At 46.0% G+C, this 19,134-nt stretch carries 11 protein-coding genes; 5 read left to right on the top strand and 6 right to left on the bottom strand.

The window, feature by feature from the left end:
* Positions 1–121: 121 nt before the first annotated feature.
* A complete protein-coding gene (locus OJ965_RS18395; protein WP_265137311.1) occupies positions 122–874 on the bottom strand; it encodes a hypothetical protein in 753 nt (250 codons plus the stop codon).
* Positions 875–991: 117 nt separating this feature from the next.
* Here OJ965_RS18395 and OJ965_RS18390 point away from each other — a divergent pair, with 117 nt between their 5' ends.
* Positions 992–1,456, top strand: coding sequence for a helix-turn-helix domain-containing protein (locus tag OJ965_RS18390; protein WP_265139293.1), 465 nt, complete (start codon positions 992–994; stop codon positions 1,454–1,456).
* A gap of 718 nt (positions 1,457–2,174) precedes the next feature.
* Here the strand turns inward: OJ965_RS18390 and OJ965_RS18385 are convergent.
* Genes OJ965_RS18385 through OJ965_RS18365 form a run of 5 tightly spaced genes read right to left on the bottom strand, consistent with a single transcriptional unit; the run spans position 2,175 to position 10,711 of the window.
* On the bottom strand, positions 2,175–3,248 hold the full coding sequence (locus OJ965_RS18385) for a DUF4263 domain-containing protein (RefSeq protein WP_265137310.1): 1,074 nt from the start codon (positions 3,246–3,248) through the stop codon (positions 2,175–2,177).
* Positions 3,249–3,279: 31 nt separating this feature from the next.
* The gene (locus tag OJ965_RS18380) at positions 3,280–6,414 is read right to left on the bottom strand and encodes a type I restriction endonuclease subunit R (protein ID WP_265137309.1); all 3,135 of its coding nucleotides are present in this window, start codon (positions 6,412–6,414) and stop codon (positions 3,280–3,282) included.
* Complete coding sequence (locus OJ965_RS18375; RefSeq protein ID WP_265137308.1) at positions 6,414–7,601, bottom strand: DUF4268 domain-containing protein; 1,188 nt, start codon at positions 7,599–7,601, stop codon at positions 6,414–6,416. The genes OJ965_RS18380 and OJ965_RS18375 overlap by 1 nt, the downstream gene beginning before the upstream one ends.
* Complete coding sequence (locus OJ965_RS18370; RefSeq protein WP_265137307.1) at positions 7,594–9,012, bottom strand: restriction endonuclease subunit S; 1,419 nt, start codon at positions 9,010–9,012, stop codon at positions 7,594–7,596. The genes OJ965_RS18375 and OJ965_RS18370 overlap by 8 nt, the downstream gene beginning before the upstream one ends.
* Entirely contained in the window at positions 9,002–10,711 is a 1,710-nt protein-coding gene (locus OJ965_RS18365) for a class I SAM-dependent DNA methyltransferase (RefSeq protein ID WP_265137305.1), read from the bottom strand. Before OJ965_RS18365 ends, OJ965_RS18370 begins: the two co-directional genes overlap by 11 nt.
* Before the next feature lie 327 nt (positions 10,712–11,038).
* On the opposite strand from OJ965_RS18365, the gene zorA1 reads away from it, so the two are divergent.
* Genes zorA1 through zorD form a run of 4 tightly spaced genes read left to right on the top strand, consistent with a single transcriptional unit; the run spans position 11,039 to position 18,903 of the window.
* Positions 11,039–13,228, top strand: a complete 2,190-nt coding sequence (zorA1, locus tag OJ965_RS18360; RefSeq protein ID WP_265139292.1) for a type I Zorya anti-phage system protein ZorA1 — start codon at positions 11,039–11,041, stop codon at positions 13,226–13,228.
* Between the two features lie 13 nt (positions 13,229–13,241).
* The gene (gene zorB1, locus OJ965_RS18355; protein ID WP_265137304.1) at positions 13,242–13,982 is read left to right on the top strand and encodes a type I Zorya anti-phage system protein ZorB1; all 741 of its coding nucleotides are present in this window, start codon (positions 13,242–13,244) and stop codon (positions 13,980–13,982) included.
* The gene (gene zorC / locus OJ965_RS18350) at positions 13,979–15,661 is read left to right on the top strand and encodes a type I Zorya anti-phage system protein ZorC (RefSeq protein ID WP_265137303.1); all 1,683 of its coding nucleotides are present in this window, start codon (positions 13,979–13,981) and stop codon (positions 15,659–15,661) included. The genes zorB1 and zorC overlap by 4 nt, the downstream gene beginning before the upstream one ends.
* A complete protein-coding gene (gene zorD, locus OJ965_RS18345; protein ID WP_265137302.1) occupies positions 15,661–18,903 on the top strand; it encodes a type I Zorya anti-phage system protein ZorD in 3,243 nt (1,080 codons plus the stop codon). Before zorC ends, zorD begins: the two co-directional genes overlap by 1 nt.
* The last annotated feature ends 231 nt before the right edge of the window (positions 18,904–19,134 follow it).

Below are 19,134 nucleotides of genomic sequence, written 5' to 3'. Positions count from 1 at the left end.
CTGTCATCTCTCGAGAGTTGCTAGATAAATCCATAAATCAGTCTCTTGCTGAGTATTGCATTCAAGTTACATTGGATGGAACGGAGAGTCGTCATATCTAGATCTTAAAAAAAGCCGAGAATCAAAAATTATTCATACAGGTAGTGTAAATGAATGACGATAAAACTTGGGCGTCCTGTTTCGGATGTTCATACACATAATCAATGAAAGTCTTGTAGAGTGCGATCATCTGGGGTGTGACTTCTGGCTTGCCATTCATATTATCGAGACGCTGATAATACTCCCCTTTGGTCATTCCACCGTTTCGGTCTTCAGTTACGTTTGCGGTAAATTGAGCCATACCCATGCATGTTCGATCTTTATGATTATTTTTTTTATCGGGGTGGACAGCACCTTCCAGCACCTTATCACCGCTGATGGCATGTTGGGCCCACATTGAATTGTTGGCGATAAACTTTTTAGATCCGATGGCAATACCGTATTCAACGCGGATTCCATTGTCGTGATAACTGCCGTCTGCGTCTTTTGTCGCTAGCTTTAAAGAGATGCGGCAACCGGGAAACCTTTTATGTTCTTGCAACGAGGTAATAATAGTGTCTGTATCGCAATCAGCAAAGCTGTATGCAGGATTAATGTAGGTATTCGTTTTAAGCAGTAACCCGGAGAAGCCGTTTTTGTAGCCTTTTGCTGGCAGGGTTTTAAAGGCGTTGCGGTCGCCCTTCTTAATCGCCTCCCGAAAGTGATCCATCCCAATGCGAGTTGCTAGTTGATCAATGCTTTCCGCTGCACAAGCTGCAGACGACGCAGCAATTAGCATAATGGCCATTAAAGGCTTGGCTGGAAAACAGGACTTAATAATCAGTGTTTGTGACATGTTGTTATCCCTTAGAATCCACTCACGTGGTGGTTTTCACCGCATGATAATGCTTTGATTCAAAATGTCACTATTGGAGCGTGGCTCTTTGGTGGACATCTGAGCAAATTCATGAGGATGAAAAAGGCCCTTCGAACTTTGTTTGGACTAAGAGTAAAGGCACTACGTATAGCCACCGGAATGAGCCAGGAAGCGTTTGCTGATCGGTGTGGGTTCGCACGTAGCTATATGAGCCGCATTGAACGCGGCGGTTCTAATGCGTCTCTGGATGCGATCGAGGTGCTGGCTAACGCTCTCAGTGTTGAGCCGTGGCAGTTGTTAGCGTCTGACTCATCTGAAGATAATGACTTGGAACTGTTGGTTCCATACGCAGCCGATGGCTCGTGCTTTAATCCTGGACTTGCGAGCAGTCGCGATGGTTCGTTTGGCGTAGGTGATAAAGCGGCTCAGAAGCGTTTTGGCACCTTTTCCGAAGCGCTTGAGTATCTCCGTAGTATGGAGACGGCAAAATGGCGTAGGCCTAATCCTAATGGCAATTGGGGGATCGTATCCGCAGTGCGGTGGGACAAACTGAAAAAGTAGCCCAAGTGTAAGGCTAAGAATTCTAATTCACTATGATTTAACAGTATTCATTTGACACGGATAGGCCCCTCATTTCATCAGCGCTTAGCTTCTAAAGGAGTCAATGAAACATTAAAATGCAGGTGCGTTACGTATGCCTTACGGTGGCGTTTCCTTCTAGTAAAGTTAATCTATTTTCCGTAGAAGTAAATACATATCAACAAGTTATATAATGTAAAAATTAGTGGGGAATTATTCTGCATTCCTTCCGCAATATGAACGCAGTTGCGTTTAAGATTTGTGAGCCAAAGTCCCGCTCAGTTTAATGACATTTATCACTTTTTAGACATATTTTGCGCTAATGCAAAATAACGATTTGGCTACTTGGGCTTCTAATATTATTACTGAATCGAAACCAACTGTTTGTTGTAGCTTCTCTGACTTAGAGATCCTACAATTTCCGTCTTTGAAACGAATCGGCACGCAAGAACAGCATGTTATGGAGAGTTAGGTTCGAGTCCGGCCTTCGGCACCAAGTATGCAAATTTAAGTCGCTTAAGGGCGGCTTTTTTTTCTGACATTTCAGCGACATTCTCTTTATAGCATTTTATTTTCAATAAAATATTTTTTAGACGACCTAAATAAATCCCCTCAGGCTTGAAAGATTTATCAATTCTGGTTCTGTTATCATGTCTATCAATTACCATTGTAAGTGATAATTCCATCCGAAGCAGGCAGCCTAATATTTATTTATTAAACTATCCCAGCTTTCTAAACTTATAGGTGGGGAAGAAGTGATTGCTATATTATGGCGCTGCCTACTTTCTTCAAGATCATTGATAGAACGACCAGCAATCACAACACTTCTGATATTTATATCTTTGTCTGGATCGACGCACAACTTACCTCTGGGACCAATTAACGAACTTTTGGAGTAAGTTTTATTCTCGATTTTTTCTCTAATTTCATGAAAGTAAATCCTATATTTAGAGTAGTCTCTATAAACGTTAGTTATCCTGTCTCTTACTTGCTGTATTGCCTCATTTGTTTTCTGAGAAAAATTACCGTAACCAGATTGGTTCATAAGGTTGAAATTTGCACCTTTTATTTCTATAAAGGTAACATCCATTCGTGAACGACCTGAAAGAAGAACATAATCGACAAAACCGTTAGCAATGCCTAGTTCTGGTATAATAATGTATTCCTCTTCTGGGTGAGCATAATATTTTGCAAAAAAAGATAAGTCTCGTTTTAAAAAATTAGCCAGTTCACGTTCAGTAGGGGTTGATTGAATGAACTCTAAAATCTCTTTTTTTGTTATGGAGTTTTCCGCTAATTTGAGTCTTTTAATGATTACATTACTATCTTCGACATAAGTTTTTTTTGTAAAAGGACAAATGGCATGATAAAGTTTTTCAACTTGCCTAAAGAGCCTCTCGTTTTTTAGTGTGTAGTCAAGTAATTCTTCGTGAGAGCAATCAAGAAGTTCTTGTGTTTTTTTTAGTGTTGTTTTTTTCCATTCCGGAGAATTGTTTCTACCGAAGGTAACTAAATCAAAAGTACCATACCCTGAATAAAGCTTTTCATAATGCTCAATGATAACTGTCTTTCCATCTATAAATCCCTTTTCAATTAACTGCTCGCGGATATTTTCTACAGAGTTAGTTACACTGGTTGGACCGCTTTTATCACCTAAATCCGTTAATAAAGCGAATAGGGTATTGTTATTAGCAAATATTCGTATGCGACATAGTGCTTCATCTCGCGAAAAATGATTTATTTTGAATTGAAAAATAAAATCACTTACCTTCATTTTGTCCCCATATTGAATTAAATAGCACCGATCAATTAGTCCAACTATTAGACACCATTTCCGCCTGTTTCAGTATCAGTTCAACGGCATAGGGTGTTTTGTCAGGTGGGTACTTGTACTTACGCAGCGTCTGACGCACCAGAATCCGTAATCTCGCCCGTACGCTTTCCCGAACCTGCCAGTCAACGGTCGTTGATTTACGAAGTTTCAACGTGACCTCGATAGCCAGTTTCTTAAGAACATCATCACCCAGTTCTCGCACTGCGCTCTCGTTTTCCGCCAATGCATCGTAGAAGGCGATTTCGTCCGGGTTTAGCCCCAGCGACTCATCACGCGCCATTGCTTCCTGAAACTCTTTTGCCATCTGGATCAGTTCTTCAATGACCTGAGCAGTTTCTATGGCGCGGTTATTGTATTTGAGCAGCACGGCTTTCAGGCGATCTGAGTATTTCTTCTCCTGCACTACGTTGTTTTTAGTACGGGCATGAATGCCGTCATTTAGCAGTTTCTCCAACAGTTCCACTGCCAGATTGCGCTGCGGCATTTCACGCACTTCTTCCAAAAACTCGTCTGACAACAATCCGATATTTGGTTTTTCCAGACCTGCCAGTGCAAAAACATCATCCACACCGTTCGCAACGATAGCGTTATCGAGAATTTTACCGAGTAGCGTATTTTTCTCTGACTGACTGAATTTCTTGTCAGTTGTTGTCAGCTTGATTATTGCCACTTTCACCGCAGACAAAAATGCCATCTCTTTCTGTAAAGATTGAGCTTCATCCAGTGTGCTACATAGTGACCATGCTTTGTTCATTGCCAGTACAACATCAAAGAAGCGCTTTTTACCGTCATCGAGACCCAGCACGTAGTCTGCGGCTTTGAGTAAAAATCGTTGGGGTATCTCTGCAAAACCGGTGTAATCAAACCCGGCAGCGGTGGGTGTTTTAGCAAACATCCCATGAATTACATCCAGCTTTTCCAGCAGAATAGCGAAAGCTTCACGGGCATCGACAGTCGTCTGTCCCTTGCCTTTAGAATCGGTATAGGTTTTCAATGCCTGTTTTAGTTCATTGGCGATACCGATGTAATCCACCACCAAACCGCCTGGTTTATCCTTAAAGACGCGGTTGACGCGTGCAATGGCCTGCATCAGGTTATGCCCGCGCATCGGCTTGTCGATATACATGGTATGACAGCATGGTGCATCAAACCCGGTAAGCCACATATCGCGCACAATCACCAACTTTAGCGGATCGTTAAGATCTTTAAACCGTGCTTCAAGGCGTTTTTTAGTCTGCTTATTATAGATGTGAGGCTGGAGATTTACTTTATCGGAAGCTGAGCCGGTCATGATGATTTTGATTTCACCCTTCTCAACATCATCGCTGTGCCATTCCGGGCGTAGGTCCACCAGCGCATCATACAGCTTCACGCAGATATCACGGCTCATGGCAACAATCATTGCTTTGCCATTCATCGTTGCGTTACGGGCCTCAAAATGCTGAACTAAATCGGCAGCAACCTGATTAATGCGCGGTTCAGAGCCTACCAGTTTTTCCAGGCGGCTCCAGTCGCCTTTGGTTTTCTCTTTCTGATCGGTCTCTTCATCTTCGACCAGCTCATCCACCTGATTAGACAGTGTTTCCAGCTCTTCATGGTTGAGGTCAAGTTTTGCCAGACGTGATTCATAGTAGATAGGCACGGTTGCGCCATCTTCCACAGCATCCTGAATATCGTAAATAGAGACGTAATCACCAAACACTGCGCGGGTGTCTTTATCTTCGGAAGATACCGGTGTTCCGGTAAAGCCCATAAACGATGCATTGGGTAACGCATTACGCATATGTTTAGCGTAACCATACTTATAAGCGCCCGTTTCCCGATTCAGTGTGGCGTTAAGGCCATACTGGCTGCGGTGCGCTTCATCGGAAATGACGACGATATTACCGCGTAGATTGAGCGCCGGATGAGTTTGTTCGCCGTCCAGCGGAGCAAACTTTTGCACGGTAGTAAAAATAATTCCGCCAGATTCGCGGGCATTAAGCATCTCACGGAGCTGGTCGCGATCGTTCGCCTGAAGTGGTTGCTGCTTTAGCAAGTCCTGTGCATGGCAAAACGTAGCATAAAGCTGCCCATCGAGATCGTTACGGTCGGTCACCACCACGATGGTCGGGTTATTCATTTCCGCCTGTTGCAGCAGCTTACCAGCGTAGCAGCACATCGAAATGCTTTTACCGGAACCTTGCGTATGCCAGACTACGCCCGCTTTTTTACTGCCTGGCGTGATGTTGCTGCGTAGCGTCAAGTGTTTACCAGTAGAGGCCACAATTGTCGCTGCCACCGCTTCACGAACGGCGTGGAACTGATGATAAGCGGCAATCTTTTTAATCAGCCGTTTACCATCGTTTTCAAACAGGATGAAATAACGAATGTAGTCGAGCAGTAATTCACGGTTAAAGAATCCTTTAACCACAGTTTCAAGTTGCCACTCAAACAGCGGCTTGTCGTCTTCATTGGTTAGCGTTTTCCACGGCAGGAAGCGCTCTTCGTTCGCGGTAAGAGAGCCGATACGGGCGTTATAGCCGTCGCTGACCAACAGTGCTTCGTTGCAGATAAACAGGTCGCTGAGTTCGTTTTTGTAGGTCTGTAGCTGATTGAATGCTGCCCAGATATCAGCATTGGCATCAACTGGACTTTTTAACTCGATTACCGCTACTGGCAGGCCGTTGATATAACTGATGACATCCGGGCGACGTACCTGCTTCGTTCCCTGGATAGCAACCTGATTGACAACCGTAAAGCGGTTATTCTTCGGCAGGTTAAAGTCCATCAGCAATGCTTTATCGTGGATAACTTTATCATCCTGCTTGTACTGCACCGGTACGCCGTCGAGAAGCAAGTGGTGAAACGCTTTGTTACTGACGACCAGATCCGGACTTTGCGCATGAGCGATACGCAGTATTACTTCATCCAGCACGGTAACCGGAAGATGTGGATTAATTTTTTGTAACTGCTCCAGTAACACCGGACGTAAAAACACATCGTGAAAGGAAGCACGCAGCGGATTATTGCCATCAGGCGCAATATCCGGTCCGTGCAGTACTTCCCAGCCAAGTTCAGCAAACCATTGCAGGCTTTGTTGTTCTAAATCGTCTTCACTCAGCATCAGGCTTCCTCTGTCTCAGTGTCTTCCATTTCTTCCGGCGCGTTTGAAATCTCTTTGAGCGCCATGTTCAGTGGAGCAATAAAGGGAGCGAATGCTTTTTCAAACGCCATCAGGTTTACCAGCAGCCAGTCGAGCATCTCAGGCCAATTGGCTTCGTCAAGGCTGACCGCCGGGATGGCATAGGAAATGCGACAGGATTTTTTACCTGGCAGAGGTTCCCACTTAAGCGCATGACCAAACGCGTTTTCAATTGGCTCTTTGCGTTCATGCAGCCAGTTAAAAGCAAAGGTATTGCTCTCTGCAGAGGCTTTGGCAATCCACAGCTCAACCCGAATCTCTTTTTTACTAAAAATCAGGCTATAGGATACGGCGCTAATACCAGAACCTGCACTAAGCCAATGATCGGTGGATGGGCTGATATTGTTATATAAATTACAGGTGCTGGATTTGAGCCGCTCCAGCATCCTTGTCCAGAAAGCTTTTCGCATCAGTTGAACGGGTTTCACCCCGCCGCTGACGGATTGTTCTTCCGCCTCTTTTTGCGCCATGCCGATCATGTAAGATTCAGCCTCCGGCGTGGGAATCACCTGGCGGATATCAACGAATACATCGTCATTAAATTTATAGGGTTTAACCTTAAAGCACTGTACACGCAGACCAAACTGCATCAGCCACAGAGCGGTGTTGGTCACCTCTTTACGAAAGCTGGCGGCGACCATGATGATTCGCTGAGTGCGGCTCTGGTTGATTAAAACTTCATCCAGCGTTTCATATTCGAGGAATTCAGCAAGCACTTCTGCCGCCGGACGATTTTCCTCTGGCTCATATTTATCCAGATAAAGCTGGAAGATCTGCAGAATCTGCTCTTTGCGCAGATTGGCACAATAGCCGGCGTATTTGAGCGCTTGCCAGACAACATCGCGCCCGGAGTCATCGAGCTTATTCTCGATGATCACTAGGTTTCCTTTTTTATCGATAGCCAGCAGGTCAAGGCGCTCTTTGGTGTCGTCAAACCCGGCGAACTCTTTTTGTATAATCAGCAGCTCATCGTCATTATCGCGAGTTAGCGCCTGAGGGTTTTGTGCCAGCCATTCCTGCAGATTGCCCCGCTCGGTATAACCCAAACTGCTGAAGGAGACTTCCTGTAGAGAATGCAGGCTGTTAGTGGGCGTATCAACTTTATACATTTTCCACCTCGCTTATTGCCTGCTCGGCTTCTGGCAGGGTGATTTCGCCAGAGAGGATTTTGGGGAGTAGGGTGTCTCGTATACTCGAGAGCACCTCATTCTGGTCTAAGTTATTTGCTCGATACGAGAAAAATACTTCAGTTCTTGAACTGAACATTTTTAGTAAAGCCTCTATTTTTTCTCGTTCGACGGGCAGCACACACTGTGTGGAAAGAACAACATCTGCATTCACTGCTGGATAAGCGCCTCCATCAGCTAAATGGGACAGACGCTCAATGCTCTCATTTGATGTAACGCAGAGATAAACATACTCACTAAAGATTTTATCCTTCGGGGTCAATACAGCAAACCCAGTGCTTCCGGTTAATCCTGTTTTACTTATATAAGCATAGGATCCATTACCTGGCCGAACTGTACCAACGATGGTATCGTGCGGCTTTAATATTCTTTTTGCTCTACTTGGCGCGTCTGAAAATTGATACGTTTCTGTAGAATTAATAACACCCCATTTAGTATTTGCTAAGTCTACGTAACTAACAGACTCAGGAGACTTTTTTTTCGACCATGATTCTGTGTTCAATGACGCTACGTTTGATAAATCAACAACGCGCCACCCCTCCGGAATCTCCCCCAACTCACTTTCGTGCATCGCGGACGGAAACAGCTCTGCTGTAGCTTTTAACTCAGCATATTGCTCAGGATGTTCACGCTCAAACCCCACCACCGCATCGGCATCCTTCCCGGAAATCACCGTCATCGCCGCAAAGGTCGCGTTTTCCTGCGAACCGCCCGCTTCCAGCACTGCCATTTTGGCTTTTACAGGTTCAAAATCAACAAACCAGCTTTTGAACAATGCTTTCGCCATTTGTTCTAAGGTCTGATTTATTTCAGTATTTTTAGATAACTTATTATCAATTGCACTTAAAATTTTAATTGCTTTTTTTTGTGTATGTATATCAGGTAGTTCAATCTTGAAAGAAGGCATCTCTTTGATTGAGAGACGATCAGTAGTACTACCGTGGATCGTTTTTTCTCTAATTACATCCTGAAATGCTGGGGATAAATAAGCATAGAGCAAATACTGAGGTAATACCTTATTTTTTTTGGCTCTTAGTAATCCCATACGCCTACCTAAACAGCACCGTAGCCCTTCAGGAATAATTGATGCCTCGCCAATTTTTGTTTCATAAGAAAAAACGACGTCTCCAGCTTGAGGTGTCACTCTACGCGTCCATTTAGCAAAATCGTCGTCGGATATGAAGGATGATTTTTCCAGGTTCAACCTGCCATTCTCTATAGAGGAGATACTTAAAAAAATTGCATTCCCTTTCTCTAGTTTCTTGGGCGTTGCATGAGGACCATCATAAATCTCTGCAATTTCATTAAGAGAATAAGTTAGATTAGATCTCATAACCAAGTCCCACTAAATTTGCTTTAATTTGTGCTTCCAGTTTGGCGCTATCTTCTAATTGTTCTTTTAGCTGCACAGTTAATCGTTCCATCTTTTCCGCAAATGGCTCATCATCTTCATCTTGTTCAACCGCACCAACATAGCGTCCTGGAGTCAAGACAAAATCGTTTTTCTTTATATCGTCTAGTGTGGCTGCAAAACAGAAACCGGCCTCATCTTCATAATCTTTATCTTTCTGCCAGGCATGAAAAGCATCGGTAATCTTGCGTATATCATCCGTCGAAAAGTCACGTAGTACGCGATCTTTCATAAACCCAATCTGGCGAGCATCAATAAACAGCACTTCACTTTTACGATGCGCCTTACCGTTACCGCCTGATTTGTCCTTAGTCAGAAGCCAAATACAGGCGGGAATCTGAGTGTTAGTGAAGAGTTGACCCGGCAAAGCTACCATACATTCAACCAAATCAGCCTCGATAATTTGACGGCGTATATCACCTTCCGTATTACTATTGGAGCTCATCGAACCGTTGGCCAGCAGCAGCGCCATCGAGCCTTTTGGTGCCAGGTGGTGGATCATATGCTGCATCCACGCAAAGTTGGCGTTGCCCTGCGGTGGTGTGCCGTACTTCCAGCGCACGTCGTTTTCCAGCTTCGCACTCCACCACTCTTTCATGTTGAACGGTGGGTTAGCCATCACGAAGTCGGCACGCAGATCTGGGTGTTGATCGTCCAGTAAGGTGTCGGCGTTTTTATTGCCGAAGTTAAAGTCGATGCCACGGATCGCCATGTTCATCGCCGCCAGCTTCCAGGTGGTTGGATTGGACTCCTGGCCGTAAACGGAAATATTGCGCTTCTGCTCGGCGGCGTTGTAGTGTTTCTCGCCGGCATGCTCTTCAATAAAGCGGTCGCTGGAGACGAAGAACCCGCCAGAACCCATCGCCGGGTCATACACGCGCCCGTTGTAGGGTTGCAGCATTTCGACAATCAGGGTCACGATACTTTTAGGGGTATAGTACTGGCCCCCCTGTTTGCCTTCCGCCAGCGCAAACTGCCCGAGAAAATATTCGTAAACGTGGCCGAGAATATCTTTGCTTTTTAAATTGAGTTTCTCACCGTTGTATTCCGGGTTGCTGAAGTTAGCATCAGAGAAGGTGTTAATCAGTCCGGTCAGCACTTCGTTGCCTAGTTGGTACTGGCTGATGCGGTTCAGAATGCCTTTTAATTTCGGGTTGGTTTTTTCAATTTCATCCAGCGCATTGTCCACCAGCCAGGAAACAGAACGCAGCTTGATCTCCTGCCCGGTCGTTTCATCCACCCATAACACCGTGCCGGTCGGCAGCATGGCTTTGTTTTTCAGTGTTTCCCAGCGCGCAGCTTTCGGTACCCAGAAGACATTTTTCTCGGTGTAGTAATCTTCAACTTCCAGCTCGTCCCGGATAGCCTGGGCATACTCTTCATCAGAGTCGTAATCATCACGCGACATAGCGTAGATGTTGTCAGGATTACCGACATCTCGGAACAGGGTCATCAGCTCTTGCTGGCGGGCCTCAAAGGCATCGGAAACATACTTCAGGAAGATGAGCCCCAGTACCACATGCTTGTAGTTGGCGGCATCCATATTGGCGCGCAGCTTGTCGGCCGCCTTCCAGAATTTGTTATCCAGCTCAGTAAGAAACTGTCGTTCAGGGTTGTTCATGAAATCCTCGGGGGTAGATCGTAGTGAAAAGCAGTCACGCTTATTACAAATGCAGATTTGGAATGCAGTTCGCAAAATGATACCCGGAACGTGAGCGATTACAAACGACACCGCGTGAAGAAATTTGCTTTTGCCGGGTAAAAAATAGGAAACTAGCTCATCGTCTCGCCTGCTTGTCCCTCTTATGCCGTTCATTTCTTGAACGACAGGAGCTATTCAGGGTTAGCCTAGAGACACACTAAAAACTACTGCATATCAATCAACGGCTTATTGATTTAATTGCTGATAGTTACTCTTATTATGGATAATATTTTAACGGGTAAAACAATGTCCTGGCTTAATTCCCTTTTAGTGACACTTACATCTGTGGAACCCCATAAGGTACCTGTCACAGTCATCGGCCTCGTTACCTTTGCCGTCATATGTTTTATTTTCTTTTATTTAGTCAGAGCCATCAGAATTATTAGTAGCCTGAAAAAATACACACGATTAATCAACAGCATTGAAAAAAGCGAGCCAGAGGTTCAGATAGCTTATCTGCAAAGCCTGTTTCAGCGGCCAGAACTCAGGCATGCGTGGAACGAGTTTGAAGAATCATTGCACCCACAGCGTGAACTTGAGAACGGAGAAGAAAAAATTGTTCGAGTTCGCGCTACAGCACCAAGCGCAAGTTTTTTCTCAGAACAACAACTGGTTGATATTCCGCTAAACACTGAGTTCTTTAAACATCTGCCCGGTATTCTGACAGGCGTGGGAATTATCGGCACCTTTTACGGACTAATGATTGGGCTCAACCATTTCGATCCCACTACACCTGAGCAGGTCACTAGTAGCGTCAATAATCTGCTGCACGATGTGCTATATGCCTTTCTGGGTTCGGCATTTGCTATTTTTGCTTCCATTCTGGTCACCTGGCTGGAAAAGCTATCTATCGCTAAATGCTACAAGTATCTGGAAAAATTCACTGCGGCCCTGGATTCTCTCTATGACAGCGGTGTGGGCGAGGAGTACCTTGCCTCGCTGGTGAAATCCAGTAGTGAAAGCGCAACTCAGGCACGCCAATTGAAAGAGAGTCTGGTTACCGATTTACGCGATATGTTACTGAGTCTGGCCGAAAGCCAGAAAATTGAAAATGAACGACTGGCGAATACATTAAGTAACACCTATCGCGAATCGGGTGCACAGTTTGCCGACCAGGTGAGTGGTGCAATTGAAAATAGTCTGAAGTCACCATTGGAAAAAATCGCGGGTGCAGTTCAGACCGCCAGCGGCGACCAAAGCGGCATGGTGCAGAATATGCTGCAGGATGTGCTGACTGCATTTATGGCGAAACTTGATACCACCTTTGGACAGCAGTTTACAAATCTGAATGACATGATGGGGCAGACTGTTGGCGCTATTCAAACAATGCAAACCGGTTTCGCCACGTTATTACAGGACATGCGTCAGGTGAGCGATGATTCCCGCCAGGGCAGCGCGCAGCTCATCGAGCAACTGTTATCAGAGATGAAATCTGGCCAGCAGGCTATGCAGGCTGGCCTGAATGACATGCTCACCAGCCTTCAGGCCTCGGTGGCTAAAATTGGCGCGGAAGGTGAAGGTGCCGGTGAGCGAATGGCTCGCCAACTGGAAAAAATGTTCGCTGATAGCGAGGCGCGAGAAAAAGCCCAGGCAGAACATATGACCGCTTTTATTGAAGCCATTCAGAATTCAGTGCAGCAGGGGCAAAGCGCCACAATGGAAAAAATGGCAGCCTCTGTCGAGTCGCTTAGTGAACAACTGGGTAGCCTGTTTGGGCAGATTGATAAGGGTCAGCAGCAAATTTCAGCGACTCAGCAAGCCAATCAGCAGTCACTGCATGAACAGACACAGCGTGTGATGAGTGAGGTAGACGATCAGATCAAACAACTGATCGACACTGTTGCCAGCCAGCATCAGGGAACGACAGAAACACTTCGCTTACTCGCAGAACAAACCAACCGACAAATTCAGGATATGCAAAATGGCGCAGACAAAATGCGTCTGGCTGCCGAACGCTTTGAACATGCAGGTGATCGGGTGTCGGAAGCAAACCACCTTACCGCTGACGTGTTGAATAAAACGCAATCGGCCGGCTCATCGCTCTCCCTTGCCACCAGCGAACTCACTTCCGTTGTGGCTGATTATCGTAACAACCGGGAAGCCATCAGCAAATCCATTGCCATGCTGGAGCTGCTCGCCGCAAACACGCAGTCTGAACAAACCACCCGCAACAAATTCATCGCCGATCTTCAGCTACATGGTGAGCGTCTTCAGGGCTACAATCGTGAAGCACAAGCTTTTATGGAAAATGTCAGTGGCGTACTCGGAAAAGGTTTCGAAGACTTCTCTGAAGGTGTTTTACGCAGCCTTGATAAAACGCTGGGCAAACTGGACGTGGAAATGGCGAAGGCTTCTAATCTGCTCGCGGGTTCTGTTGAACAGATTGGAGAGAGCGTCAGCGAGCTTGATGATGTTCTGTCACGCGTTCGTGCCTAAGGGGTGACAGCTGATGTTTGGACATGCATTTGGCGTTAAAAAACGCCGCAGCGATGAAGCTGAGAAACCCTTCTGGATCTCCTATGCCGATTTGATGACGGCCATGATGGTATTATTTTTGGTGGTCATGGTAGCGTCATTGAGTTCTGTCACACAGCGTATTCAGCGCGCGGAAGAAGGGGAAAAAGTCAGGGGACAGGATATCGCCAGATTATGTGAGCGCCTGGAGCTTCATGCCCGAAATGTAAACAAAACCATCGTGGTTGACTGCCATGATAACCGTATCAGCTTCGGCGAGGCAGGTCGTTTCGACCACAACCGGTTTTTCCTTAACGCTGAAGGACAAAAAGCGTTACAGGATGTCGTCCCCTTGGTGCTTGATGCAGCTGAAAGCGAAGAAGGCAGGAAGTGGTTTAAGCAGATCGTTATTGAAGGGTTTACCGATACCGATGGTTCGTATCTTTACAACTTACATCTTTCCCTTCAGCGCTCTGAGTGGGTTATGTGCAGTTTGCTTGATAGCCGCAGTCCTTTGCAAAACAGCATTTCTACAGAGCAGCAAATCCAGATTCGTAAGCTTTTTCTGGCAGGTGGCGTTTCGTTTAATAATGCGAAAGAGAGCAAGGAAGCCAGCCGCCGTGTTGAGTTACGCATGCAGTTCTTTGGGCTTAAGGATAAACGTGATGGACTCAAAGAGTTAGATTTTCCTTCGGTGGTTAATAAAGAAGTTTGCCAGCTGGTAATGCCATTATGATGCCTGCACTAAGTTCTCTTTCTCAACGCATTGCCTCAAGACTCTCTTCAGGACAACGGGATAACCATTATCTGCATAATGATTTTCACGTCCTGGCCTCTGCTGCTCTCGACATGGAAAAGCGTTTTGATAAGGCAGATAAAATCCCTTCGCCGCCGCAAGAAATACGACTGGCGGCCCTGCGTCGCCTTCGCCTTGCGCAAGAACTTACAGAGCGAGAGTGGCGGATGGTTTTTTATGGACTCGCCGATAATGACCCAACATATCCCGATCGGCCAATACTGCTTGAGGATGATGCATTTTTTCCTGAAGTAAACAATGCAATCAAAAAGCGGCTTGAAACTAAAACCCTGAAACGCCGAGACTGGGCCGCACTCTGTTCAAGCTATTTTGCTTACCAGAACCCATCGCCTGAGACAAATCCACACTGGTGCATACTGCGTAGTCATATAGCTCAGGGTTACCTGGTGGTGAAAGCAGCTATACGACGAGAAAAATCGTGGATGAAAACCATTGAGTTTTATCAGGATATTTTTACCCCTCAGGCGGGAGGCATGATCTCCAGACAGTTACTTGCGGGGGAGAATAATTCACTTTCATCATTAGAAAAAATCGCGCAAATCCCTGATAGCAGTTGGTTGTGGAAACGTATTTTCACGGTGCTTCTAGCGCAACTGGACACGCTCGACGATCCCCAGTTTTTGGACAAAATTAGCTGGTTGTTAGGTCTGGCTGCACAGTGGGTACGTTTTAGGGATGACATCATCACGGCAACTCTGACTCGCTATTATCATTCTATCTATCGCGATCAGGCTCATTCAGCTTTGAAGCAGGCCGCGCTGGAGTATTGGGATAACCCGCAACTAAAAAGCCAGCAGAATAAATGGCATCAGTATGTCTCTGAGCCCGTGGCTGCGATGGTCCGGGGCTGGCTGGCTAAACAAGATTTGATGCATTTCTTTGAACTGCTGCGGGGTAATGGCGATGTTGATCAGGCACGATTGCACTATTGGCTGCGCTTCGCCAACCAGATGGGATTTACCCGTATCGTCATGGGACCTGATGCCTGGCAAGATCGTGGCAGCGATTTCATGAAATTCCGTGAAGAAAATAAAGGACGTTTGAGTTACTTACGAGGCGGACGCAGCTTTGATAACGCCATGATTATGCAGATCAACGACTATCTGTTCGTTGAGTTTTCCGGGACAGGCAATGCAATGTATGCCTATCGAATTGGTCACTCGCCGTTTAATCCTGAATCAAGCACCCTTGATATCAATATTCATTTAAAAGATCAGGGACGCTGCGCGCTCAGGCTGCCCCATGCACCTCGTGCTGAAGGATATAACAAAGTCCGGATAACCGGCTGGATGTTGAAATACGACGATGAGCTACGCAAGTTGGGCATTCGGTGGATGGCAGAAGAACCCGTCAAGTTTGTCGATAAAAAAGCATCCTCTCCCGCTTCTATTTCTGACATCAAAATTATCAACCCGTTGCGTGATACAGCAATACAGCATCTGGCTGAAAATAGTTCATGTATCGTCAGCGATAATCGACAAAAAGGCGGAGTGCTGTCCATACAGCTCAAGTTGCCTGACGACACTATAGAAAGAGAGCTGTTACGGCTAGGCTTTGCGCCCCTGGCTAAAGAACCGCATCGTTACTGGATAAAATAATGCTGAAACGTCTGTTAAGTAAGCTGGCGGGAAACCGTCATCAGATAGAACGCCACTTAAAAAATCAATACCAGGTTGAAGAAAACGGACTCAGCTTTCCGCTATCGCTGGTTGATGATTCGCAGCTTTGGGCGCTGGCATCCTGGCTTGAACAACTGGCTGAAGAAGACTATCTGATATCACTTACAGACCGATGGTTGTTGAGTTGGGACGCGCTGTATCGCCTGCTGAAGGATGAGGAACATGCCAGCAGCCTGCCGCTTATCGGTATACCTCATATACTGCCTTTACGCGCAAGCCTGAGTTCACGAGGTGCATTAAGCGATAGCGATTTTCGCGTCTGGATTGCTGAATGGGCCACGCTTCCGGCCCGCAAGCCGATCCGTTTTAGTCGTACCGGTGCCATTTTAACCTATGGAAATCAGCAATACCTGTTATCGCCGGAAAACTGGGCACTCATACAGACAACAGAACAACTTAGTGCACAGCAGAATCAGACTCCTGGTGAAACTACTAACCAGTTGGGATGGGCCGCTATCCGCAAATGTGCGAAGCAAGCAGCCGCAAAATTTGATGATTATTTAGAAAAAACCCATGTCGTCAAACCAACTTCATTGTCATTACGTCTGCGTAAAGCAACGGTTGCCGATATATCGGTTATCGAAATTGAGCCTCATTTCGAGGACCAGCCAGCTAACTGGCTGGGCAGTTTTGATAAGAATTCGCAGGTTCACGATAGCTATCGTATCCCTGGCAAGAATGGCGAACTCAGCCACGTCATCGTCCCTCCCGAAGTGAAAGAAGTCCTGAATTCAATACACTCGATCCCGGGCCGTCGAGTGGCCGGAAGTGAAGCGCTTTCCTTTGTTCGTAACCCTTATACCTTTCTTGGTGAAGATGCCGCCAGTGTTATTGCCCCCGAAGAACATGAAAAGGCGCTGTTTGATGCCAGGATTTTCTTTCATCATTTCAGGCTTCAGCCTCGCCTAAGTGATGAGCACAAAATAGAGGATATAACTTTAGTTCTGGAGCCTATCTCGCCAATACCACAACCGGATGTGTCATTCCTCTGCTCCGCCCCATGGGAGCTGGATAAATTTATTCAGGCTCTGGGTATCAGCTTCGCGGCACAGATGCCTGCAGGTTCATGGCATGGTTACGAGCTGGAATTAAGTCAGTTCACTGAACAGCAGTGGCTCGATTGCCAGGCACTTCTGACTCGCTGGCAGCAAGAAATTGAAGGAAAAGAATTTAGCGATGTGCTGGATATTGCGAAGTATGGCGATCGTGTAATTGGCATCGGTGAATTTGAAAAAATCTCTTCTCCCTGGCTGACCAAAGCGCAGAGTGAAAACTGGCTTCCTGATGACATCGATTTGTCCGCGTTTTCAGTCGAAACACTGTCTGGCTGGCAACCTGAAAATCGTCACCATTTTGATGAACTACAGCAGAGAATTACTCTGGCAGAAGCCGCTGGTGAAACGCATATCACCGCACCATGGAATGACAGCCAATTACCGTTAGATACTGCTAAAACCCTCAGTAAGAACTGGGAAAAACAGCAAAGCACTGCAAATGAATCTCAAGCCAATTTTGCAGATAAAACTTCCCGAGCCGTACTTAAAATTGAACAGAATATTGAAGAAGCTGCCTACATCAAACAACGCCGCAGTTCACTTCTCAATGCGCGTCATTCAGAACCTGAAATTCCTCTGAGCCTTAAAGAGCATATCCGGCTCAAAGACCATCAGCGTGAAGGCTTAGCCTGGCTCCAGCAACTCTTCCTTCGTTCGCCTGAGGAAACAGCAGGTTGCCTGCTGGCGGATGATATGGGGCTTGGGAAAACGCTGCAAATTCTGAGTTTCCTGGTATGGTTCATTGAAAAATTTCCGCAAGAACCACCGAGTCTCATTGTTGCTCCTGTCTCTCTTCTGGATAACTGGGAACGTGAACTGGACAATTTTTTCTATACCGCAGGAATACCGGTATTGAAATTGTATGGTGAGACCATTAAAGCGGTGAAATATCCCAAACAGGCTATACCTGCTCATCTGCAATCTCAGGGAATCAAAAACCTGCTTAAACCTGGCTGGCAAGGTGAGGCAAAAATCATCCTGACGACCTACGAAACGCTTCGCGATCAGGAGTTTTCTCTGGCACGCCAGCCGTGGTCCATTATGGTGTGCGACGAGGCACAAAAAATAAAAAACCCAGCTGCGTTAATCACACATGCGGCCAACGCGGTACAAGCCAGGTTTAAAGTGGCATGCACAGGAACGCCAGTCGAAAACACACTTGTCGACCTGTGGAGCTTATTTGATTTTGCCCAGCCGGGATTGTTAGGGGCACTAAATGAATTTGGCAAACATTACGTTCACCCCATCGAGAACGAAGATGGCCGTGATACGGAACGGCTGGAAAGCCTGCGAGCGCTGATAGAACCTCAGACTTTACGCCGCACTAAAGAAGAGGTTGCGCGTGATTTACCGCAGAAAATTGAAGTGGAAAGCTGCAAACAATTGACGTTGTCTGGCGTGCAAAAGCAGCTCTATCTTTCGTCTGTTGCAAACTGGCAACAGCAGCAAGCCCTGAGCGAAGGGATGCAGCAGGCCGGAACCGGTATGTTAGGTTTGTTACACCGACTGAAACTCATTTGTGCACACCCTGCAGTAGTTAATCCAGAGCCACGTTTTCGTGATAACTCACCCAAGCTTAATTGGCTGCTGAAAATACTCGCAGAAATAAAAAGCGCCACGAAAGATAAGGTCATTATTTTTACGGAGCTTCGAGATTTACAGCGCGAACTTCAACATGCTATCCATCAAAAGTTTGGTTTCCGCCCTGTCATTATCAACGGTGATACTAGTACTAAAAGTCAAAGCCAAAACAGCCGCCAGCGCCTGATTGATGATTTTCAGGCTCAGCCTGGGTTTGGGATAATTATTCTCTCTACGGTTGCTGTCGGGTTCGGCGTTAACGTCCAGAAAGCCAATCATGTTATTCATTTCACTCGCTGCTGGAATCCAGCCAAAGAAGATCAGGCAACGGACCGGGCGTACCGAATTGGGCAAACCAAAGACGTATATGTCTATTACCCGACAGTAAGGGACTCTGAAATCATTACTTTTGAAGAAACTCTGAATGACCTACTGCAGCGCCGACGTGTATTAGCCAGGGATATGCTCTGCGCTACTCCTGACTTGAATATTACAGATTTTGAGAACGTTTTAAAAAGGACGTAGTTTTGTTTTTAGCGATAAAATAAATAATGGTGACTTATAGCTTTTACTTTGCTAATTCATCGATGAAAAATATTTGAAGCCTGACAAGCTCCTAACAGCACCGCCGCGTTGCTGTAAAAATTAAAGCCGGACGGGCAGTCAATAAAGGCAAATAGCCTCGCTTAAAATTTTTTTTTGCGTGGCTTGCTGGTGCGATTCTTATTATTTTATGCCATATGCACCTTAGTGTTT

Origin of the sequence: Pantoea anthophila, assembly GCF_026104315.1 — a bacterium.
GTDB classification, from domain to species: Bacteria; Pseudomonadota; Gammaproteobacteria; order Enterobacterales; family Enterobacteriaceae; genus Pantoea; species Pantoea anthophila.
The sequence above is the reverse complement of the archived record's forward strand: the minus strand, read 5'-3'. Positions and strand labels throughout refer to the sequence as shown.

Coding starts and splice junctions, on each gene's coding strand:
- OJ965_RS18380 (WP_265137309.1), bottom strand. CDS start 6,414: ATGCTGAGTGAAGACGATTTAGAACAACAAAGCCTGCAATGGTTTGCT.
- zorA1 (WP_265139292.1), top strand. CDS start 11,039: ATGTCCTGGCTTAATTCCCTTTTAGTGACACTTACATCTGTGGAACCC.
- zorD (WP_265137302.1), top strand. CDS start 15,661: ATGCTGAAACGTCTGTTAAGTAAGCTGGCGGGAAACCGTCATCAGATA.
- OJ965_RS18365 (WP_265137305.1), bottom strand. CDS start 10,711: ATGAACAACCCTGAACGACAGTTTCTTACTGAGCTGGATAACAAATTC.
- OJ965_RS18390 (WP_265139293.1), top strand. CDS start 992: ATGAAAAAGGCCCTTCGAACTTTGTTTGGACTAAGAGTAAAGGCACTA.
- OJ965_RS18395 (WP_265137311.1), bottom strand. CDS start 874: ATGTCACAAACACTGATTATTAAGTCCTGTTTTCCAGCCAAGCCTTTA.
- zorB1 (WP_265137304.1), top strand. CDS start 13,242: ATGTTTGGACATGCATTTGGCGTTAAAAAACGCCGCAGCGATGAAGCT.
- OJ965_RS18370 (WP_265137307.1), bottom strand. CDS start 9,012: ATGAGATCTAATCTAACTTATTCTCTTAATGAAATTGCAGAGATTTAT.
- OJ965_RS18375 (WP_265137308.1), bottom strand. CDS start 7,601: ATGTATAAAGTTGATACGCCCACTAACAGCCTGCATTCTCTACAGGAA.
- OJ965_RS18385 (WP_265137310.1), bottom strand. CDS start 3,248: ATGAAGGTAAGTGATTTTATTTTTCAATTCAAAATAAATCATTTTTCG.
- zorC (WP_265137303.1), top strand. CDS start 13,979: ATGATGCCTGCACTAAGTTCTCTTTCTCAACGCATTGCCTCAAGACTC.